Consider the following 19,147-nt stretch of genomic DNA (forward strand, 5'->3'; position numbering starts at 1 on the left):
TAACGATCTGCAGTTTAACACAGACCATCCGGCGCATAAGCGACGCGGGAAGGGCAAAACGCCCATCACGATCACGCTTTTCAGTAACGATCTGTCAGAACCGAAGAAATTGCTGCAATTGGTATACCAAATTGGTCATAAATCACGATCTGGAATACCGCTGGTGGTGTTGAGAGCTTAATCACAGAACCATTACCCTCATAAAGCTATTTTTGGTATGCCAATAGTATCCGGCTGTACACCTTATTCAATAAAAGCCCTTTTACTGAGGTAATACCCTATGGCATTGCAGGAAAAACTGATCGACGCTCTGGGCAGTTTCGCCACTAAATTCAACAGTTATCGCTATATCATGGCGATCAAGTCAGCCTTCATTACCTTAATGCCGGTCATCATCGTTGGGGCGTTCTCTGTGCTGATCTCCAATATGGTGCTGGATCCGAAAAACGGCCTGGCGAGCTTTTCGTCGCTGTCGTTCCTCGCCGCGCTAAAGCCGATCACCAGCGCGCTGAATTACGCCACGCTGAACTTCCTCAACATTGGCGCGGTATTCCTGATTGGCATTGAGCTGGGGCGCATCAACGGTATCAAATCCCTTTTCCCGGGGCTGCTGGCGGTGATCTGCTTTATTTGCGTGACGCCCACCACCGTGGAAATGCTGGTGGATGGCGAAATGCACGTGGTGAAAGACGTGCTGCTGCGCCAGTTCTCAGATACCCGCAGCCTGTTCCTCGGCATGTTTATCGCCATTCTGTCCGTTGAAATCTACTGCTGGCTGGAGAACCGCCCGGGGCTGAAGATCCGAATGCCGGACACCGTGCCGCCTAACGTGGCCGCGTCGTTCTCCGCGCTGATCCCGGCGATTATTACCACCACTGCCATTGCCACGCTGGGGTTTGTGTTTCATCAGATCACCGGGATGTATCTCTACGACGCGGTGTATCAGGTGGTGCAACAGCCGCTGGAGCGGGTGGTGCAAAGTCTGCCTGGGATCCTGCTGCTGATGTTCGTTGCACAGCTTTTCTGGGTGATTGGTATCCACGGCAACCAGATGATCAAGCCGATCCGCGAGCCGCTGCTGCTGGGGGCGATCACCGTCAACATGAGCGCGTTTGAACAGGGTAAAGAGGTGCCGAACATCATCACCATGCCGTTCTGGGATGTATATATGAGCATCGGCGGTTCGGGCCTGACTATCGGCCTGCTGATCGCGGTGATGATTGCCACCAAACGCAAGGAGATGAAAGAGATCGCCAAGCTTTCCATCGGCCCGGGGATTTTTAATATCAACGAGCCGGTGATCTTCGGTATGCCAATCATGCTTAACCCGATCCTCGCCATTCCCTTCATTATCACTCCACTGGTGACGGGCTCCATCGGCTACTTCGCCACCGTGACCGGGTTTGCCGGTAAAGCGGTGGTGATGGTGCCGTGGACGCCGCCGCCGCTGATCAACGCCTGGCTTTCTACGGCAGGTTCGATGGGGGCGGTGATCACCCAGCTCATCTGCATTGTGACTGCCGTCATTATCTATCTGCCGTTTGTGAAAATCGCTTCACGCCGCGCAGAGCAGGCCGCGCTGCAGCAGGCCACTGACAACCCGTGAGGATGCGATGAGCACAAAACAGATAGTCATACCGCAGGATTTTATTCTCGGCGCGGCCGCATCGGCCTGGCAGACCGAAGGCTGGAGCGGTAAAAAGCCGGGGCAGGATTCATGGATCGATCTCTGGTACAAGAATGACCGCCACGTCTGGCACAACGGCTATGGCCCGGCGGTGGCGACCGATTTTATCAACCGTTTTCGCGAGGATGTGGCCCTGATGAAGCAGGCGGGGCTGACGCACTACCGCACCTCGATCAACTGGTCACGCTTTTTAACCGACTACGAAAACGCGACGGTGGATGAAGAGTACGCTGCCTACTACGACGCGCTGTTCGATGAGATGCACCGTCAGGGCATTGAGCCGATGATCTGCCTCGAACATTACGAACTGCCGGGCGTGCTGCTGGATACCTACGGCGGCTGGGCGTCAAAGCATGTGGTTGAGCTGTTTGTCCGCTATGCGGAAAAGGTCTTTGCACGCTACCACGGTAAAGTGACCCGCTGGTTTACCTTCAACGAGCCGATTGTCGTGCAGACCCGCGTCTATCTGGACGCGCTGCGTTGGCCGTATGAGCAGAACACCGGCACGTGGATGCAGTGGAATCACCATAAGGTGCTGGCGACGGCAAAGGTGGTGAAGCTGTTTCGCGAGAAAGGCCATCGCGGTTCTGTGGGCTGTATTCTCAACCCGGAGGTGACCTATCCCCGCTCCCGCGCACCGCATGACCTGCGGGCCGCTGAGATGTACGATCTTTTCTACAACCGTCTCTTCCTCGACCCCCTGGTGCACGGGCGCTATCCAGCAGAGCTTTTTCTCCTGCTGGAGCAGCATCAGGTTGAGTGGGAGTACACCGCGGACGAGCTGGCGCTGATTGCGGATAACACCGTCGACGAACTGGGGATTAACCTCTACTACCCGCACCGTGTGAAGGCACCTTCCCGCGCCTGGCATCCGGACACGCCATTCCACCCGGCATACTACTACGAGCCGTTTGAACTGCCGGGGCGGCGCATGAACCGCTCCCGCGGCTGGGAGATCTACCCGCGCATTATTTACGACATGGCGATGCGGATTAAAAAAGACTATCGCAATATCGACTGGTTCGTGGCGGAAAGCGGAATGGGAGTGGAAAACGAAGCGCAATTTCGCAATCGCGATGGGATTATCGACGACACTTACCGCATCGATTTCATCAGCGAACACCTCTACTACACGCTGCTGGCGCGGGAGGAGGGGGCGAACTGCCATGGCTATATGCTGTGGGCATTTACCGACAACGTCTCGCCGATGAACGCGTTTAAAAACCGCTATGGGTTGATTGAGATCGATCTGGATAACCAGCGTGCCAGACGAGCAAAAAAATCAGCCTCCTGGTTCCGGCAGCTACGCGATACGCGGAGGCTCACGCTTCAGGTTGATGATGAATGGAAGTAGGCGAAAAGCATGCCGGTTCTGGTAAAATAGCGCACAAACTGGCCGGGAGGACGCCCGGTCTGCGCATTAACTGAAAAAACAGGTGAAAACGTGGATAAGGCTGTCATCCTGCCGGAAAAAAAACAGTACCAGGAAATTGGCGAGGATTTACGGGCGCAGATTATCCAGGGGCACTATCCCGTTGGTTCGCGTCTTCCTCCTGAGCGCAATATTGCCGAGAAGTACGGCGTAAGCCGCACCATCGTGCGCGAGGCCTTACTGATGCTGGAGTTGCAGGGCACGGTGGATATTCGCCAGGGCTCCGGTGTTTATGTGATGCGCATCCCCGAAGAGCATGAAAACGAAGAAGAGCGTTTTCTCAATAGCGACGTGGGGCCGTTTGAGATTTTACAGGCCCGTCAGCTCCTCGAAAGCAATATTGCCGCGTTTGCCGCCAAAATGGCGACCCGTGCAGACATCGACAATCTGCGCCGTATTATCGAGCAGGAGCAACGCGCGATTGCCGCCGACGATAATAGTCAGGACAACAATAAGATGTTCCATCTGGTCCTGGCGGGCGCGACGCAAAATCAGATGCTGCTGGCGACGGTGGAGAGTATCTGGCATCACATGGACAGCAGTCCGCTGTGGCAGCAGTTTAATGGCCACATCGCCAGCCGCGCGTACCGCCTGAAATGGCTGGGTGACCGGCAAACCATCCTGGCCGCGCTGCGCCGCCGTGACGTCATGGGCGCCTGGCAGGCAATGTTCCAGCATCTGGAAAACGTGAAAAAAAGCTTACTTGAACTCTCAGACGAAGACGCGCCGGATTTTGACGGCTATCTCTTTGAATCTGTGCCTATTTTCCAGGGGAAGCTGGTATGACTATTCTGCCGCTCTACGCCGCACCGCAGTATGCGGAGCAGGTGACCGACTGGATCTGGCAGGCCTTTGGCGACGGCCTGCCCCGGGCGTTTTTCCACAGTATTGTTGAGCACAGCCAGACGCCGGGCGCATTACCGCTGACCTTTATTGCCCTGAAGAACGAACAGCTTGTGGGCACCGTGGGGCTCTGGCGCTGCGATCTGATCACCCGACAGGATCTTTGCCCCTGGCTGGCAGCCCTGTACGTGGATGACGCGGCGCGAGGCAAGGGGCTGGCGGGGCTGCTGCAAAAGCATGTTATCCACTATGCCGCACAGGCCGGGTATGACACGTTGCATCTCTGGTCTGCCTGCCGTGACTTCTACGAACGTTACGGCTGGCAGTATATCGGCGATGCGCTGGAGTACCCGGACAAAACGGTACATCTCTATCGCTATTCGTCCGGGGCTTCGGCGGGTGATCCAACAGAGTGACGGCGCACTAACGTTGGACTAAACAGGTGGGTGATTTCCGGTGGCTGACGCTGCTCGGCGAGTGCTAACGCCAGCTCGGCCGCCTGCGTGGCCATGGTGATAATGGGGTAGCGGACGGTGGTCAGGCGAGGGCGCACGTAGCGGGAGACCAGCACATCATCGAAGCCAATAAGGGAAATTTCTCCCGGCACCTCAATACCGTTGTCATTTAACACCCCCATAGCTCCGGCTGCCATTGAGTCGTTATAGCTGGCGACAGCGGTGAAGTTCCTTCCACGTCCTAACAGCTCTGTCATTGCCTGTTCGCCGCCGCTCTCGTCGGGTTCACCGTAAGCCACCAGCCGGTCATTGCACGGCAGACCGTTTTCGCGCAGGGCATCGTAATACCCCTGCAGGCGATCTTCGGCATCGGAAATGGGGTGATTTGAGCAGAGATAACCAATGCGGGTGTGACCCTGTTGAATCAGATGGCGGGTGGCAAGCCAGGCACCGTAGCGGTCGTCGAGCGCCACGCAGCGTTTCTCAAACCCGGGAATAATCCGGTTGATGATCACCATTCCGGGGATCTGCTTCATCAGATGAATGAGTTCGGCGTCGGGGATCATTTTGGCATGGACAACCAGCGCCGCGCAGCGGTGGCGGATCAGTTGCTCGATAGCCTGGCGTTCTTTTTGTTCATTGTGATAGCCATTGCCGATCAGCAAAAAATTCCCGGTCTGATAAGAAACCTGCTCAACCGCTTTCACCATGGCGCCGAAAAAGGGGTCAGAGACATCACCCACAACCAGCCCGATGGTTTCGGTTGACTGTTGAGCGAGCGCACGGGCGTTAGCATTAGGATGGTAGTTCAGAGATTCCATGGCGTTTTGCACCGCCTGGCGTGATGCGTCACTGGCTTTTGGGGAGTCGTTGATCACGCGCGACACGGTCGCGACGGAAACACCTGCCAGACGGGCCACATCCTTTATTGTCGCCATTCATTACCTTCTTAGTGGGGGTAAGCGTTTACACGCCAATAAGTGTTGCGGAAAAGCGCCGTGCATTCAAGGGGGGCGCACTTTCCCTCTCCACAAACGTGACGCAGCACAACCCCGGCGGTGTAATCGTTACACGGCCAGACATGTCGGAATAATGTCAATCTGAACCTTTAGTTACACTTTGCCTCAGGCTGTTGCGATTGTCCGATAGCGGGAAAGAAGACGACATTGATAAAGTTGAGATCCCAGAGGTATTGATTGGTGAGATTTCTTAGTACGGTTTCGTACTCATCTCTTGCACCAACCTGCGCGGATGCGCAGGTTTTTTTTCGCCTCTATTTTTGCTGTCGCTCCTGTACCACTTCTCGTGTAATCTGCCACCATTTACTTACCCTTCACACTGGCTGGCAAAGGGAGTTGAGATGCTTTTTGGGTTCTTTCGCACACTGTTCCGTATCCTCTTTCGCGTCCGTTTAACGGGCGATGCAACGGCGCTCCGCGGCGAGCGTGTACTTATCACACCAAACCATGTTTCCTTTATCGACGGCATCCTGCTGGCGCTGTTTCTGCCTGTGCGCCCGGTGTTTGCGGTCTATACCTCTATTAGTCAGCAGTGGTACATGCGCTGGCTCACCCCGCTGATTGATTTTGTGCCGCTCGACCCGACAAAACCGATGATGATTAAACATCTGGTACGTCTGGTTGAGCAGGGACGTCCGGTGGTGATTTTCCCGGAAGGGCGGATCTCGGTCACCGGCTCGCTGATGAAAATCTACGACGGGGCAGGGTTTGTGGCGGCGAAGTCAAAAGCGACCGTTGTGCCACTGCGTATTGAAGGGGCGGAGCTCACCCATTTCAGTCGTCTGAAAGGGTTAGTGAAGCAGCGCCTGTTCCCGAAAATTACCCTGCATATTCTGCCGCCAACCTCATTACCGATGCCCGACGCGCCGCGTGCGCGCGACCGCCGTAAAATCGCCGGTGAAATGCTGCACCAGATCATGATGGAAGCGCGGATGGCCGTCCGCCCGCGCGAAACGCTCTATGAATCTCTGCTGTCGGCGCAGTACCGCTATGGCGCGAAGAAAAACTGCATTGAAGACATTAACTTCACTCCGGACACCTATCGCAAGCTGCTGACCAAAACCCTGTTCGTGGGACGTATACTTGAGAAATACAGCCAGAAAGGCGAGAGAATTGGCCTGATGCTGCCGAACGCCGGGATCAGCGCGGCGGTGATTTTTGGCGCGGTTTCCCGGGGCCGTATCCCGGCGATGATGAACTACACGGCGGGCGTAAAAGGGCTGACCAGTGCCATCACCGCGGCTCAAATCAATACCGTTTTCACCTCGCGCCAGTTCCTCGATAAAGGCAAGCTGTGGCACCTGCCGGAGCAGCTGACGCAGGTACGCTGGGTCTTCCTGGAAGATCTGAAAGCGGACGTGACGGCGGGTGACAAGCTGTGGATTTTCGCTCACCTGCTGATGCCGCGTCTGGCCCAGGTCAAACAGCAGCCGGAAGATGACGCCATTATCCTCTTTACCTCTGGCTCAGAGGGAAACCCGAAAGGGGTGGTTCACAGTCACAAGAGCATTCTGGCAAACGTGGAGCAGATTAAAAGTATTGCTGACTTTACCGCCAATGACCGGTTCATGTCGGCGCTGCCGCTGTTCCACTCCTTTGGCCTGACAGTGGGGCTTTTTACCCCGCTGTTGACCGGTGCCGAAGTGTTCCTTTACCCAAGCCCGCTCCATTATCGCATTGTGCCGGAGCTGGTGTATGACCGTAACTGCACCGTGCTGTTTGGCACCTCAACCTTCCTCGGTAATTACGCGCGCTTTGCCAATCCGTATGACTTTTACCGCGTGCGCTATGTGGTGGCCGGGGCGGAAAAACTGCAGGAGAGCACGCGCCAGATTTGGCAGGACAAGTTTGGTCTGCGCATTCTTGAAGGCTATGGCGTTACCGAATGCGCGCCGGTGGTCTCGATCAACGTGCCGATGGCGGCGAAACCGGGGACGGTGGGCCGTATTCTGCCGGGAATGGATGCGCGTCTGCTGGCGGTACCTGGCATTGAGGACGGTGGCCGTCTGCAACTCAAGGGGCCAAACGTGATGAACGGTTATCTGCGCGTGGAAAATCCGGGCGTGCTGGAAGTGCCGACGGCGGAAAACGTCAATGGCGAGAGTGAGACGGGCTGGTATGACACCGGAGATATTGTCCGTTTCGATGAACAGGGCTTCGTGCAGATCCAGGGCCGGGCAAAACGCTTCGCCAAAATTGCGGGTGAGATGGTCTCGCTGGAGATGGTTGAGCAGCTGGCGACAGCGGTATCCGCTGACAAGCTGCATGCTACGGTTGTGAAGAGCGATGCCAGCAAAGGCGAAGCGCTGGTGTTGTTCACCACCGACAGCGAACTGAAACGCGACCGGTTGCTACAGCATGCGCGTGAACATGGCATTCCTGAGCTGGCGGTACCGCGCGATATTCGTTACCTGAAGCAGCTTCCGGTGCTGGGCAGCGGTAAGCCTGATTTCGTGACCCTGAAGGGCATGGTTGACGAGGCGGAACAGCAAAATGCGTGAGTCAGTACACACTAACACCTCACTCTGGTCGAAGGGCATGATGGCGGTCATTGCCGCCCAGTTTCTCTCTGCCTTTGGTGACAATGCGTTACTGTTTGCCACCCTGGCATTGCTGAAGGCCGAGTTTTATCCAGACTGGAGCCAGCCCATCCTGCAGATGGTATTTGTGGGTGCTTACATTATTTTCGCTCCGTTTGTCGGACAGGTGGCGGACAGCTTCCCGAAAGGCCGGGTGATGATGTTTGCGAACGGCCTGAAACTGCTGGGCGCCGCCAGTATTTGTTTTGGTATCAACCCGTTTATCGGCTACACGCTGGTGGGCATTGGCGCAGCGGCGTACTCCCCGGCGAAGTATGGCATCCTGGGGGAACTCACGACCGGCGATAAGCTGGTGAAAGCCAACGGGCTGATGGAGTCCTCTACCATTGCGGCGATCCTGCTCGGTTCTGTCGCAGGGGGCGTGCTGGCGGACTGGCATGTGCTGGCGGCGCTGAGCGTGTGTGCCGTGGTGTATGGCGGGGCGGTGATAGCCAACCTGTTTATTCCAAAATTGCCGGTGGCTCGCCCGGGGCAATCCTGGCGCTTTACGCCTATGACAGGCAGTTTCTTCAACGCCTGCCGCGTGCTGTGGCGTAACGGTGAAACGCGCTTCTCCCTGATGGGCACCAGCATGTTCTGGGGCGCAGGCGTCACGCTGCGTTTCCTGCTGGTGCTGTGGGTGCCGGTGGCGCTGGGGATTACTGACAATGCGACACCGACTTATCTTAACGCAATGGTGGCGATTGGGATTGTCGTTGGGGCTGGCGCGGCGGCGAAGCTGGTGACGCTTGAGACCGTTGCACGCTGCATGCCTGCGGGGATCCTGATTGGCGTGGTGGTGCTTATCTTCTCGCTGCAGCACGCCTTGCTACCCGCCTACGCGCTGCTTGTCCTGATTGGTATTCTGGGGGGCTTTTTCGTTGTGCCGCTCAATGCGCTGTTGCAGGAGCGCGGCAAGCAGACCGTTGGCGCAGGGAATGCCATTGCAGTGCAAAACCTCGGTGAAAACCTGGCGATGCTGTTAATGCTGGGGCTCTATTCGCTGGCCGTTAAAGTCGGTGTGCCGGTGGTGGGGATTGGCGTAGGATTCGGTGCGCTGTTTGCGCTGGCGATTGCCGGATTATGGATCTGGCAGCGTCGCCGTTGATCTGTGACCCTCACCACGGCCCTCTCCCACAGGACTGAGGGATCCCCATAAAATAATGCCTGCACGGAGGACCCCCTCTCCCTTGAGGGAGAGGGTTGGGGTGAGGGGGAACATATGGCTGTAGAGGTCATTCCGTTCACTTTATGTTCCTTGCTACTCTGTAACGGCATGACTTGTGAACGTGCCAGGGTGGCTCAGTCGCCACCACACTGGCGACCCGGGCTACCGGCGGTAAATCGCCGCTCCGCGGTGCCCTCGGCTTATTCCTTCCGGCTTATCGGGGACGGGCGGATGTAACTTCATCGCTTTCGGTAAAAAAAACTGGGGATCTCTCAGCCCACAGAGAGAGGGGGCAAACCCTAAAAACGGCAACCAGGTTGCCGTTTGCTTTTATTACGGTGCCGGGTAGGTGTATACCTGATGCACCGCTTCAATCTCTGCTAATACCTCTTCACTCAGATTCAGATGGAAACTCTCGATATTCGTTTTCAGCTGTTCCATGGTCGTTGCGCCCAGCAGAGTGCTGGCAACAAACGGCTGACGACGCACGAAGGCCAGGGCCATCTGAGCCGGATCAAGGCCGTGACGTTTCGCGATATCCACATAGGCCGCCACGGCTTTTTGTGTCTGCTCACCGCTGTAGCGGGTAAAGCGGTTGAACAAGGTGTTACGCGCTCCGGCAGGTTTCGCGCCGTTAAGGTATTTCCCTGTCAACGTACCAAAGCCCAGACATGAATAGGCGAGCAATTCCACCTCTTCGTATTGCGTCACTTCGGCCAGACCCACTTCATAGCTGCGGTTGAGCAGGCTGTATGGGTTCTGGATGGTGACGATGCGGGGCAGGTCATGTTTGTCCGCCAGGTGCAGATAGCGCATCACGCCAAAGGCCGTTTCGTTAGAGACACCGATGTAGCGGATTTTTCCCGCTCGCTGGCATTCGGCCAGGGCTTCCAGCGTTTCCAGTAGCGTAACGGCCGGGGCGCTCTCATTCCAGCTATAGCCCAGCTTTCCAAAGCAGTTGGTGGGGCGCTGCGGCCAGTGAACCTGATAGAGATCGAGATAGTCGGTTTGCAGGCGCTTCAGGCTGGCATCCAGCGCGGCGCGGATATTTTTGCGATCGAGGATCTGGTTTGGACGGATCCCGGCATCGTTGTTGCGTGCGGGGCCGCTGACTTTTGACGCAACAACCAGCTTTTCGCGATTCCCGCGTTTGGCGAGCCAGTTGCCGACGTAGGTTTCGGTAAGCCCCTGCGTTTCCGGACGAGGCGGTACAGGGTACATCTCTGCAACATCAATCAGGTTAATGCCCTGGCTGACGGCATAATCGAGTTGTGCATGGGCATCGGCTTCGCTGTTTTGTTCACCAAATGTCATCGTGCCCAACCCCAGTTGGCTTATTTCCAGAGCGCTGTGGGGGATACGGTGATAATGCATAGCCGGCTTCCTTCATTAGAAATACAGACCACGTCAGGAACCTCCCGACAAAGGAATATAAACATGGCAGAGGGGAAGCAAAAGGGGAAGAAAAAAATCAAAAAGGCCAGCAAGCCACTGACCTTTATCTGTTTATCGCTCGATAATCTGCGAAACTTCGTCGCGATTGATCTGCATTTTATTACCCTGCTGGTCATGGTAGCTGACCAGGCCAGTATCATCGTCGACTTCAGGTTTACCGTCGGTCAGGATCATGCGGCCATCTTTCGTCGCCATAACGTAATCGCTGCTACAGCCCGATACCGCAAACGCTAAACCCACTGCTGAAATCAACACTGCCCATTTTTTCATCGTTATCGTCCTCACCTGGCTCGTATCAAATCATAGTGTAGTATTAACCTGATATATCGAAAGGAGAAAGGGGGAAAATCTTAAATCCCCGTCGATTATGTTTGATAGTTCGCAAAATGAGTAAAAAACTATGTTTTCAGTAAGAAATGGCGAGCCAGCAGCGCACCTGTGAAGTTCTTTTTGAGATAAAAGCCGCGCGGCAACGTGAGTATCGGTTCGCCCTTGACGCCAATAGCCTCGGTGAGGGCTTTGCTGTTGGCCGCTTTCGGACGCAGCTGTAAAACTTCTCCGTGTCGGGCCGTGATGCGCTCTACCTGTCCAAGGACGATCATATCCATCAGCTCTTCCCAGTCCAGCCTTAGCTGCCGCTCTTCATCTTCATCGGGACTCCAGAGCAGCGGCGCGCCTACCCGGCGTTCAGCCAGCGGGATCTGGCGTTCACCCTCAACCGGAACCCAGAGCACACGCTTGAGTTTATGGCGAACATGGCTGGTTTCCCACGTCACGCCGGTATTCCCGGTTAACGGCGCCACGCAGACAAAGGTGGTTTCAAGGGGCTTTCCCAGACGGTCTATGGGAATGGTTTTTAGCTCAACGCCCAGAGCCGCAAAATCCTGCTCGGGTTTACTCCCCGCACTTGCCCCCAGCCACAACTCAAGCAACATGCCGATCCAGCCCTTATCTCGTTTCAGATCCTTTGGGATCGGCAATCCTGCCATCGCTGCCAGTTCGCCAAGCGAAAAGCCCGCCAGACGCTGCGCCTGCCCAAGCAACTGGGCTTCGCTTGTTGGCGGAGAAAGCATGGGTGAGAGCGCAAGCATGACGGCAACCTTTTGATTAAAAAATAAACTAAGAAACTATCCCCTGTGGATAGAGTTTAACTTTTTCTGTACGAATATGCCATGTGCATGATTTTTAGGTTTTTTTAGTTATGTGCGACCGTCCTTTCAGAAGTGAAAAACGGGTTGTTCAATTCTGGTCACTGACAATAAACAGGATCTTACACCATGTTATCCACAGAAAAGTGGGATAACTGGGAATAACCCTGACTACTGTTTCAATTTACAGCCTTGACGTGCGACGAAAATCGAATTTTCACACAAATTGTGCCTAACTTATTGGCACAATCTGTGGATAAAACCGACGCTGTTCGATCTTTCATCAGCATAACGATCATAGGTGTGATGATCATCACGTAATTCCTTCCTGGGGCGCTAAAAACAGAGCTAATTAAATGAATATTATAGGAATGTTTTCAGCGGGTGACACGGTGTAGCGAGGGGCTCTTCAGGTTGTTCATCGGTAATTCCACACTTCTTCACAACTATATCCACAGAAAAGGTGAATAAAATTGCCCTTGTTGTCGCTTATCTGTTTATAACTCTGCGCATATTTGTGAGTTATTCAAATGTTATTAGGTTGCAGGCCTGTAAGAGAGTGGTTTACCGCCTCCCTGTAGTGTGAAACAATCATTCATATATCAGATTTAGTTTGGGGTAGTCCGGTGATTGATGACGATGGCTACCGCCCGAACGTAGGAATAGTAATTTGTAATCGTCAGGGCCAGGTGATGTGGGCCCGGCGATATGGTCAGCACTCCTGGCAGTTTCCGCAAGGCGGGATCAACCCAGGGGAGTCCCCAGAACAAGCGATGTACCGGGAGCTGTTTGAAGAGGTCGGTTTAAGCCGAAAAGATGTTCGCATCCTGGCTTCGACCCGCAACTGGTTGCGTTACAAGTTACCGAAACGTTTGGTGCGTTGGGACACAAAGCCGGTTTGTATCGGCCAGAAACAGAAGTGGTTTCTGTTGCAATTGGTGGGCAACGATTCAGATATCAATATGCAAACCAGCAGTACGCCGGAGTTTGATGGCTGGCGCTGGGTGAGTTACTGGTATCCTGTTCGTCAGGTCGTGTCATTTAAACGCGATGTTTACCGTAGGGTGATGAAAGAGTTCGCAAGTGTTGTCATGCAGCTTCAGGAGATCCCGCCTAAGCCGCAGAGCGCACCTGCCTGGCGACGTAAAAGAGGTTAAGCTACGCAAATCATGCTCACCCGCTTGCGAGAAATAGTCGAGAAAGTGGCCAGTGCGCCTCGTCTGAACGAGGCGCTGAATATTCTGGTCACTGACATCTGTCTTGCGATGGAAACTGAAGTCTGTTCGGTGTATCTGGCCGATCATGACCGACGTTGCTACTACCTGATGGCGACCCGTGGTTTAAAAAAACCACGCGGTCGTACCGTTACGCTCGCCTTTGATGAAGGTATCGTAGGCCTGGTGGGGCGACTGGCTGAACCCATCAACCTTGCCGACGCGCAAAAGCACCCCAGCTTTAAATACATTCCCTCCGTAAAAGAAGAGCGTTTCCGCGCCTTCCTGGGCGTACCGATCATCCAGCGTCGTCAACTGCTTGGCGTACTCGTCGTTCAGCAGCGCGAACTGCGTCAGTATGACGAAAGCGAAGAGTCTTTCCTCGTGACGCTAGCCACGCAGATGGCTGCGATCCTCTCTCAGTCTCAGCTTGCCGCCCTGTTTGGGCAGTACCGTCACACGCGTATTCGTGCGCTGCCGGCCTCGCCTGGCGTGGCGATTGCTGAAGGCTGGATGGACGCCACCCTGCCGCTGATGGAACAGGTGTACGAAGCCTCAACGCTGGATGAAGCGCTTGAGCGCGAGCGCCTCACCGCGGCGCTGGAAGAGGCGGCCAACGAATTTCGGCGTTACAGCAAACGCTTTGCCGCCGGGGCGCAAAAAGAGACGGCGGCCATTTTTGACCTCTATTCGCACCTGCTCTCCGATGCGCGTCTGCGCCGTGAGCTTTTTGCCGAGGTTGATAAAGGTGCCGTAGCGGAATGGGCCGTTAAAAAGGTCATCGAAAAATTTGCTGAGCAATTTGCCGCACTGACAGACGGTTACCTGAAAGAGCGTGCGGGAGATTTACGTACACTCGGTCAGCGACTGCTGTTCCACCTTGATGACACGATCCAGGGGCCGAATGCCTGGCCAAAACGCTTTGTACTGGTTGCCGATGAATTGTCCGCGACCACGCTGGCGGAGCTGCCGCAGGACAGGCTGGCAGGTGTGGTGGTGCGCGATGGCGCAGCTAACTCCCATGCGGCTATTATGGTTCGTGCCCTGGGTATCCCCACCGTTATGGGGGCCGATATTCAGCCCTCGGTGCTGCACCGACGCACGCTGGTGGTGGATGGCTATCGCGGTGAGCTCCTGGTCGATCCTGAGCCGGTCCTGCTCCAGGAATACCAGCGCCTTATCAGTGAAGAGAATGAATTAAGCAAGCTGGCGGAAGATGACGTCGACCTGCCTGCACAGCTCAAAAGCGGCGAGCGCATCAAAGTTATGCTCAACGCAGGTTTAAGCCCCGAGCATGAAGAGAAGCTCGGCAGCCGCATTGATGGCATCGGCTTATATCGCACTGAAATCCCGTTCATGCTGCAAAGCGGCTTTCCCTCAGAAGAGGAGCAGGTCGCACAGTATCAGGGCATGTTGCAGATGTTTAACGACAAGCCGGTTACCCTGCGTACCCTGGACGTTGGGGCGGATAAACAGCTGCCGTATATGCCAATCAGTGAAGAAAACCCGTGCCTGGGCTGGCGTGGGATCCGCATTACGCTGGATCAGCCTGAGATCTTCCTGATCCAGGTGCGCGCCATGCTGCGCGCGAATGCGGCGACCGGGAACCTCAGCATTTTACTGCCTATGGTCACCAGCATTGATGAGATCGACGAAGCGCGACGGTTGATCGAACGTGCAGGCCGTGAAGTCGAAGAGATGATCGGTTACGCGATCCCCAAACCGCGGATCGGGGTGATGCTCGAAGTGCCTTCCATGGTCTTCATGCTGCCGCAGCTGGCGAACCGGGTCGACTTTATCTCTGTCGGGACCAACGATCTGACGCAGTATATTCTGGCTGTCGATCGTAACAACACGCGTGTTGCCAGTATTTATGACAGCCTGCATCCGGCTATCATTAGGGCGCTGGCGATGATTGCCCGCGAAGCGGAACAATACGGTATCGATTTGCGGCTGTGTGGCGAAATGGCCGGGGATTCAATGTGCGTTGCGATCCTCATCGGCCTGGGGTATCGCCATCTGTCGATGAACGGCCGCGCTGTCGCTCGTGTGAAATACCTGCTGCGCCATATCGACATCGAGGATGCCCGCGAGCTGGCCGAGCGCAGTCTTGAAGCGCAACTGGCAACAGAAGTGCGTCATCAGGTCGCCGCGTTTATGGAGCGACGCGGCATGGGCGGCCTGATCCGCGGTGGCCGCTGAAGTTTTTATCTCTCTACCTGTAGGCTGAGGGATCCACAATGATTCATAAACAGAAGCAATAACGCTGCTCTCAGAATGACCACCAGAGCTGTATGTTCCCCCTCACCCCAGCCCTCTCCCAGGAGGAGAGGGAACCGTCCGTGCGTAATTTTTCTGTGGGGATCCCTCTGCCCCGTGGGAGAGGGCAACATCCCACACCATCCTCTATACACATCTTTTACATCTCTGGCGCATCCTCCGCGTCCGCCTTGTGCTATGATTCGCAACTTTGGAGCCTCTGCTGACCGCCGGGGCGCATCTCTACCGCTGTCCACTTTCAGCGGAATAACAACATCTTGTGGTGACAGATGAACAGTGGTTATCTGCATTTTCCGGAATTTGATCCGGTCATTTTCTCAGTAGGACCCGTTTCGCTTCACTGGTACGGTCTGATGTACCTGGTGGGCTTCATTTTTGCTATGTGGCTTGCTGGCCGTCGCGCCAGTCGTCCTGGCAGCGGCTGGACCAAAAACGAAGTCGAAAACCTGCTTTACGCGGGCTTCCTCGGTGTGTTCCTTGGTGGGCGTATTGGCTATGTCCTGTTCTATAACCTCCCGGTATTCCTCAACGATCCGCTCTATCTGTTCCGCGTCTGGGACGGGGGGATGTCCTTCCATGGCGGCCTGATTGGTGTGATTCTGGTGATGGTGATTTTTGCCAAACGCACCAAACGCAACTTCTTCCAGGTATCGGATTTTATCGCGCCATTGATTCCGTTTGGTCTGGGGGCTGGTCGTCTGGGCAACTTCATTAACGGCGAGCTGTGGGGACGTGTCGACCCGAGCGTTTCCTTTACTATGCTGTTCCCGGGCTCGCGCGCAGAAGACCTGGCGCTGCTGCCGTCTCATCCTGAATGGCAATCCATTTTTGATACGTACGGCGTTCTGCCGCGTCACATGTCTCAGCTCTATGAACTGGCGCTGGAAGGCGTGGTGCTGTTTATCATCCTGAATCTGTTTATCCGCAAACCGCGCCCGATGGGGGCTGTCTCCGGCCTGTTCCTGATTGGCTACGGTGCGTTCCGTATCATCGTTGAGTTCTTCCGCCAGCCGGATGCGCAGTTCACCGGCGAGTGGGTACAGTACATCAGCATGGGGCAAATCCTCTCCATTCCGATGATCGTGGCGGGTGCCATTATGATGATTTGGGCGTATCGTCGTCGTCCACAGCAACAACTTTCCTGAGGAACCATGAAACAGTATCTTGAATTGATGAAAAAAGTGCTCGACGAGGGCACGCCGAAAAATGACCGTACCGGAACCGGCACGCTCTCCATTTTTGGCCACCAGATGCGCTTCAACCTGCAAGAAGGCTTCCCCCTGGTGACGACAAAGCGCTGCCACCTGCGCTCGATCATTCATGAACTGCTCTGGTTCCTGCAAGGCGATACCAACGTTGCCTATCTGCACGAAAACAATGTCTCTATCTGGGACGAATGGGCAGATGAAAACGGCAATCTGGGCCCGGTGTACGGCAAGCAGTGGCGTGCGTGGCCAACGCCTGATGGCCGCCATATTGACCAGATCACCACCGTGATGAACCAGCTGAAAAACGACCCGGACTCGCGCCGTATTATCGTTTCTGCCTGGAACGTGGGTGAGCTGGATAAAATGGCGCTGGCACCGTGCCATGCGTTCTTCCAGTTCTATGTGGCTGATGGCAAACTCTCCTGCCAGCTTTACCAGCGCTCTTGCGATGTCTTCCTCGGCCTGCCGTTTAACATTGCCAGCTATGCGCTGTTAGTACATATGATGGCCCAGCAGTGCGATCTGGAAGTGGGCGATTTTGTCTGGACCGGTGGGGATACGCACCTGTACAGCAACCACATGGAACAGACGCATCTCCAGCTGACCCGTGAGCCGCGTGCACTGCCGAAGCTGATTATCAAACGTAAACCGGAATCGATCTTCGATTACCGCTTTGACGACTTCGAGATTGAGGGATACGACCCGCATCCGGGCATCAAAGCGCCTGTCGCAATCTGATACAGCAAATCGTTACATAACCGGCGCATTTACGCGCCGGTTTTTTTTCGTCTGTACTCTGTTCCCCGAGGCGTTATCCAGTCGGCGTGCAACGCACTGCAACGGATAACATTCTCTGGATAACGCCTCGTAACACCCCGAATTGCGGCTCGTCATGTTCACGGCGTTTCGCCACACTCCCGGCATGAAAAAAGAGCACGGCTTTACGCTTATCGAAACTCTGGTTGCCATTTCGCTGGTTATTATCCTCAGCGCGACAGGGCTCGCCGGCTGGGACAACTGGCAACAGCGGCAGAGGTTGTGGCAGGTCGCCTGTCAGGTCCGCGACTATCTGGTGTTTCTGCGAAACGATGCCAATCGTCACAACCGTGACCACCTGATTACGCTTCAGCAGGACGACAGAGGCGCCTGTTTGATGAGCTCTGCGGTGCAGGGCTGTGAGAACAACAGCCCGTATGTGCTCAGACCGTTGTGGCCTGACGTCGTGCTAAGGGAGGTTACGCCTTCATTAGGATTCTATGGATTAAGGGACACGGCGTGGGCAGGGCGGATACGCGTACAGAGCAGGGCAGGAGAATGGATGATTGTCGTCTCAAACGGAGGGCGTATCAGGATGTGCACTGTTACAGGGGAAAATGCATGCCGATGAACCAGCACGGCTTCTCACTCACAGAGGTGCTGGTTGCAATGGCGATTAGCAGCCTTCTGTTACTCAGCACGTCGCGTTTTTTACCGGAGCTGCAACGGGCAGTTTTGCTGCAATCCAGGGCGCAAGAGCGTGAAGAAGAGATCTGGCAACGCCTGTTCGCGATTGGCAAGCAGTTACAGCGCGCGGGGTATTGCGCGGGTAATTGTCAGGGGCAGAGCCTGACCATCGGCAGGGAGGGAAGCTGTGTGATTGTCCGGTGGGATGCAAACAGTAACGGCACCTGGGACACCTCAGCATCGGATAACGAAAGTACGGGGTTTCGTCTGGAATCAGGCGCGCTGGAAACCCTGCGTGGCGCGACGGGGTGTGAAGGAAAAGGATGGGAGAAGCTTACCGACCCGGCCCGGCTTATGATCCACACATTTGTGGTACGTAAACATGAGCACCCGGGATTTGCGCCAGCGTTATATCTCGAGTTGACCGCCAGCGGGGTGAATGATAAGCACGCTGCCCCTTACCAGGTTCGCTATGGCGTTACGGGGTTTAACTTGTGAACCGCCAGAATGGGATTGCCTCACTGACGCTGGTTCTGCTGTTACTGGTGTTAGGCACACTGATCCTGACCGGCCTTAACCAGCAACTCATAACATTTACCATGCTGGTTGGCGACGAGAGCCGCGCCATCCAGCAGCAGGCAGCCGCGCAGTCTGCGCTGGAGTGGGGGCGCGTTCAGCACTGGTCGTTGCAGCCTGATGTACAGTGCAAACAGAGACAAACGCAACGTGTTTGTTTGCGTGTACTGAATGAGTCGCAGGTGTTACTCATCGCTGGAGATGGAGAGCTGTTGCTCTGGCGTGGCGGGGAGATTGTCAACGGGCACATACGCTTTTTACCTCATGGCTGGAGTGATTTTTGCCCGCTAAAGGAGCGTGCATTATGTCGGTTGCCGTAAAGAATGAAAAGGGGTTCAGCATGGTCGACGTGTTGCTGGCGATGATGCTGCTGGTGGCGATCGTAACGGCGCTGTCCGGCTATCACCGGGCGCTGGCTTCCCGCTTTGCCCTGTTTAGCCAGTATCGTCAGCTCTGGCACATCGCCTGGACGCAGTCGCAGATGGATGCTGGTGCGCTGCCAGCAGGCTGGCAGATAAACCGGATGCAGACAACGCAGTCTGGATGTGTCAGCATCACGGTTACACTTATTTCTCCTCTGGGTCGACGCGGTGAGATGACGCGTCTGCATTGCCCGGTTAGCCAGTAGTCGGGAGCGTCT

At 55.4% G+C, this 19,147-nt stretch carries 18 protein-coding genes and 1 pseudogene; 14 read left to right on the forward strand and 5 right to left on the reverse strand.

The window, feature by feature from the left end; genetic code table 11:
* Positions 1-280: 280 nt before the first annotated feature.
* The 4 genes from HX884_RS02835 (at position 281) to HX884_RS02850 (ending at position 4,378) form a co-directional block, all read left to right on the forward strand.
* A complete protein-coding gene (locus tag HX884_RS02835) occupies positions 281-1,606 on the forward strand; it encodes a PTS sugar transporter subunit IIC (RefSeq protein ID WP_178327622.1) in 1,326 nt (441 codons plus the stop codon).
* Between the two features lie 7 nt (positions 1,607-1,613).
* A complete protein-coding gene (locus HX884_RS02840; protein WP_178327623.1) occupies positions 1,614-3,041 on the forward strand; it encodes a glycoside hydrolase family 1 protein in 1,428 nt (475 codons plus the stop codon).
* A 90-nt stretch (positions 3,042-3,131) separates the two neighbouring features.
* A complete protein-coding gene (locus HX884_RS02845; RefSeq protein WP_013098561.1) occupies positions 3,132-3,905 on the forward strand; it encodes a GntR family transcriptional regulator in 774 nt (257 codons plus the stop codon).
* The gene (locus tag HX884_RS02850; RefSeq protein ID WP_178327624.1) at positions 3,902-4,378 is read left to right on the forward strand and encodes a GNAT family N-acetyltransferase; all 477 of its coding nucleotides are present in this window, start codon (positions 3,902-3,904) and stop codon (positions 4,376-4,378) included. The genes HX884_RS02845 and HX884_RS02850 overlap by 4 nt, the downstream gene beginning before the upstream one ends.
* On the opposite strand, the gene galR is transcribed toward HX884_RS02850, so the two are convergent.
* Positions 4,339-5,355: an HTH-type transcriptional regulator GalR gene (gene galR / locus HX884_RS02855; RefSeq protein ID WP_045293188.1), complete on the reverse strand. Its 1,017-nt coding sequence runs from the start codon at positions 5,353-5,355 to the stop codon at positions 4,339-4,341. The genes HX884_RS02850 and galR overlap by 40 nt on opposite strands.
* A 422-nt stretch (positions 5,356-5,777) precedes the next feature.
* Between galR and aas the strand changes: the two genes are divergently transcribed.
* On the forward strand, positions 5,778-7,937 hold the full coding sequence (gene aas, locus HX884_RS02860; RefSeq protein ID WP_178327625.1) for a bifunctional acyl-ACP--phospholipid O-acyltransferase/long-chain-fatty-acid--ACP ligase: 2,160 nt from the start codon (positions 5,778-5,780) through the stop codon (positions 7,935-7,937).
* Positions 7,930-9,123 carry a lysophospholipid transporter LplT gene (lplT, locus tag HX884_RS02865; protein ID WP_178327626.1) on the forward strand — a complete coding sequence of 398 codons (1,194 nt, stop codon included), beginning with the start codon at positions 7,930-7,932 and terminating at the stop codon, positions 9,121-9,123. Before aas ends, lplT begins: the two co-directional genes overlap by 8 nt.
* 393 nt (positions 9,124-9,516) lie before the next feature.
* Here the strand turns inward: lplT and HX884_RS02870 are convergent, their stop codons facing one another.
* The 4 genes and pseudogenes from HX884_RS02870 to HX884_RS27130 all read right to left on the reverse strand — a co-directional run.
* The gene (locus HX884_RS02870) at positions 9,517-10,557 is read right to left on the reverse strand and encodes an NADP(H)-dependent aldo-keto reductase (protein ID WP_178327627.1); all 1,041 of its coding nucleotides are present in this window, start codon (positions 10,555-10,557) and stop codon (positions 9,517-9,519) included.
* 132 nt (positions 10,558-10,689) lie between these two features.
* Positions 10,690-10,908 carry a YgdI/YgdR family lipoprotein gene (locus HX884_RS02875; RefSeq protein ID WP_013098555.1) on the reverse strand — a complete coding sequence of 73 codons (219 nt, stop codon included), beginning with the start codon at positions 10,906-10,908 and terminating at the stop codon, positions 10,690-10,692.
* A gap of 128 nt (positions 10,909-11,036) precedes the next feature.
* Entirely contained in the window at positions 11,037-11,729 is a 693-nt protein-coding gene (gene mutH, locus HX884_RS02880) for a DNA mismatch repair endonuclease MutH (protein ID WP_102751619.1), read from the reverse strand.
* 154 nt (positions 11,730-11,883) lie between these two features.
* A pseudogene (locus HX884_RS27130) lies at positions 11,884-11,970 on the reverse strand (hypothetical protein); the annotation flags it as partial.
* A gap of 442 nt (positions 11,971-12,412) precedes the next feature.
* Between HX884_RS27130 and rppH the strand changes: the two are divergent.
* The 8 genes from rppH to HX884_RS02920 all read left to right on the forward strand — a co-directional run bounded on the left by rppH (position 12,413) and on the right by HX884_RS02920 (position 19,135).
* Positions 12,413-12,943, forward strand: a complete 531-nt coding sequence (gene rppH, locus HX884_RS02885) for an RNA pyrophosphohydrolase (RefSeq protein WP_013098553.1) — start codon at positions 12,413-12,415, stop codon at positions 12,941-12,943.
* Between the two features lie 12 nt (positions 12,944-12,955).
* Positions 12,956-15,202: a phosphoenolpyruvate--protein phosphotransferase gene (gene ptsP, locus HX884_RS02890; protein WP_020689338.1), complete on the forward strand. Its 2,247-nt coding sequence runs from the start codon at positions 12,956-12,958 to the stop codon at positions 15,200-15,202.
* Positions 15,203-15,549: 347 nt separating this feature from the next.
* On the forward strand, positions 15,550-16,425 hold the full coding sequence (gene lgt, locus HX884_RS02895) for a prolipoprotein diacylglyceryl transferase (protein WP_013098551.1): 876 nt from the start codon (positions 15,550-15,552) through the stop codon (positions 16,423-16,425).
* A 6-nt stretch (positions 16,426-16,431) separates the two neighbouring features.
* Complete coding sequence (gene thyA / locus HX884_RS02900; RefSeq protein WP_013098550.1) at positions 16,432-17,226, forward strand: thymidylate synthase; 795 nt, start codon at positions 16,432-16,434, stop codon at positions 17,224-17,226.
* A gap of 184 nt (positions 17,227-17,410) precedes the next feature.
* Positions 17,411-17,875: a prepilin peptidase-dependent protein gene (locus HX884_RS02905; protein ID WP_023620429.1), complete on the forward strand. Its 465-nt coding sequence runs from the start codon at positions 17,411-17,413 to the stop codon at positions 17,873-17,875.
* Positions 17,866-18,429, forward strand: coding sequence for a prepilin peptidase-dependent protein (locus tag HX884_RS02910; protein ID WP_178327628.1), 564 nt, complete (start codon positions 17,866-17,868; stop codon positions 18,427-18,429). Before HX884_RS02905 ends, HX884_RS02910 begins: the two co-directional genes overlap by 10 nt.
* Positions 18,426-18,827 (forward strand): DUF2509 family protein, encoded by a 402-nt coding sequence (locus HX884_RS02915; protein WP_013098548.1) that lies wholly within the window; start codon positions 18,426-18,428, stop codon positions 18,825-18,827. The genes HX884_RS02910 and HX884_RS02915 overlap by 4 nt, the downstream gene beginning before the upstream one ends.
* Positions 18,812-19,135 carry a prepilin-type N-terminal cleavage/methylation domain-containing protein gene (locus HX884_RS02920; protein ID WP_013098547.1) on the forward strand — a complete coding sequence of 108 codons (324 nt, stop codon included), beginning with the start codon at positions 18,812-18,814 and terminating at the stop codon, positions 19,133-19,135. The genes HX884_RS02915 and HX884_RS02920 overlap by 16 nt, the downstream gene beginning before the upstream one ends.
* Positions 19,136-19,147: the final 12 nt, after the last annotated feature.

The organism is Enterobacter sp. SECR19-1250 (genome assembly GCF_013391025.1).
Taxonomy (GTDB): domain Bacteria; phylum Pseudomonadota; class Gammaproteobacteria; order Enterobacterales; family Enterobacteriaceae; genus Enterobacter; species Enterobacter cloacae.

Bases quoted from the DNA above. Each gene is read 5' to 3' on its own strand.
- HX884_RS02835 (WP_178327622.1), top strand. From the start codon at position 281: ATGGCATTGCAGGAAAAACTGATCGACGCTCTGGGCAGTTTCGCCACT.
- HX884_RS02840 (WP_178327623.1), top strand. From the start codon at position 1,614: ATGAGCACAAAACAGATAGTCATACCGCAGGATTTTATTCTCGGCGCG.
- HX884_RS02850 (WP_178327624.1), top strand. From the start codon at position 3,902: ATGACTATTCTGCCGCTCTACGCCGCACCGCAGTATGCGGAGCAGGTG.
- galR (WP_045293188.1), bottom strand. From the start codon at position 5,355: ATGGCGACAATAAAGGATGTGGCCCGTCTGGCAGGTGTTTCCGTCGCG.
- aas (WP_178327625.1), top strand. From the start codon at position 5,778: ATGCTTTTTGGGTTCTTTCGCACACTGTTCCGTATCCTCTTTCGCGTC.
- lplT (WP_178327626.1), top strand. From the start codon at position 7,930: ATGCGTGAGTCAGTACACACTAACACCTCACTCTGGTCGAAGGGCATG.
- HX884_RS02870 (WP_178327627.1), bottom strand. From the start codon at position 10,557: ATGCATTATCACCGTATCCCCCACAGCGCTCTGGAAATAAGCCAACTG.
- HX884_RS02875 (WP_013098555.1), bottom strand. From the start codon at position 10,908: ATGAAAAAATGGGCAGTGTTGATTTCAGCAGTGGGTTTAGCGTTTGCG.
- mutH (WP_102751619.1), bottom strand. From the start codon at position 11,729: ATGCTTGCGCTCTCACCCATGCTTTCTCCGCCAACAAGCGAAGCCCAG.
- ptsP (WP_020689338.1), top strand. From the start codon at position 12,956: ATGCTCACCCGCTTGCGAGAAATAGTCGAGAAAGTGGCCAGTGCGCCT.
- lgt (WP_013098551.1), top strand. From the start codon at position 15,550: ATGAACAGTGGTTATCTGCATTTTCCGGAATTTGATCCGGTCATTTTC.
- thyA (WP_013098550.1), top strand. From the start codon at position 16,432: ATGAAACAGTATCTTGAATTGATGAAAAAAGTGCTCGACGAGGGCACG.
- HX884_RS02905 (WP_023620429.1), top strand. From the start codon at position 17,411: ATGAAAAAAGAGCACGGCTTTACGCTTATCGAAACTCTGGTTGCCATT.
- HX884_RS02910 (WP_178327628.1), top strand. From the start codon at position 17,866: ATGCCGATGAACCAGCACGGCTTCTCACTCACAGAGGTGCTGGTTGCA.
- HX884_RS02920 (WP_013098547.1), top strand. From the start codon at position 18,812: ATGTCGGTTGCCGTAAAGAATGAAAAGGGGTTCAGCATGGTCGACGTG.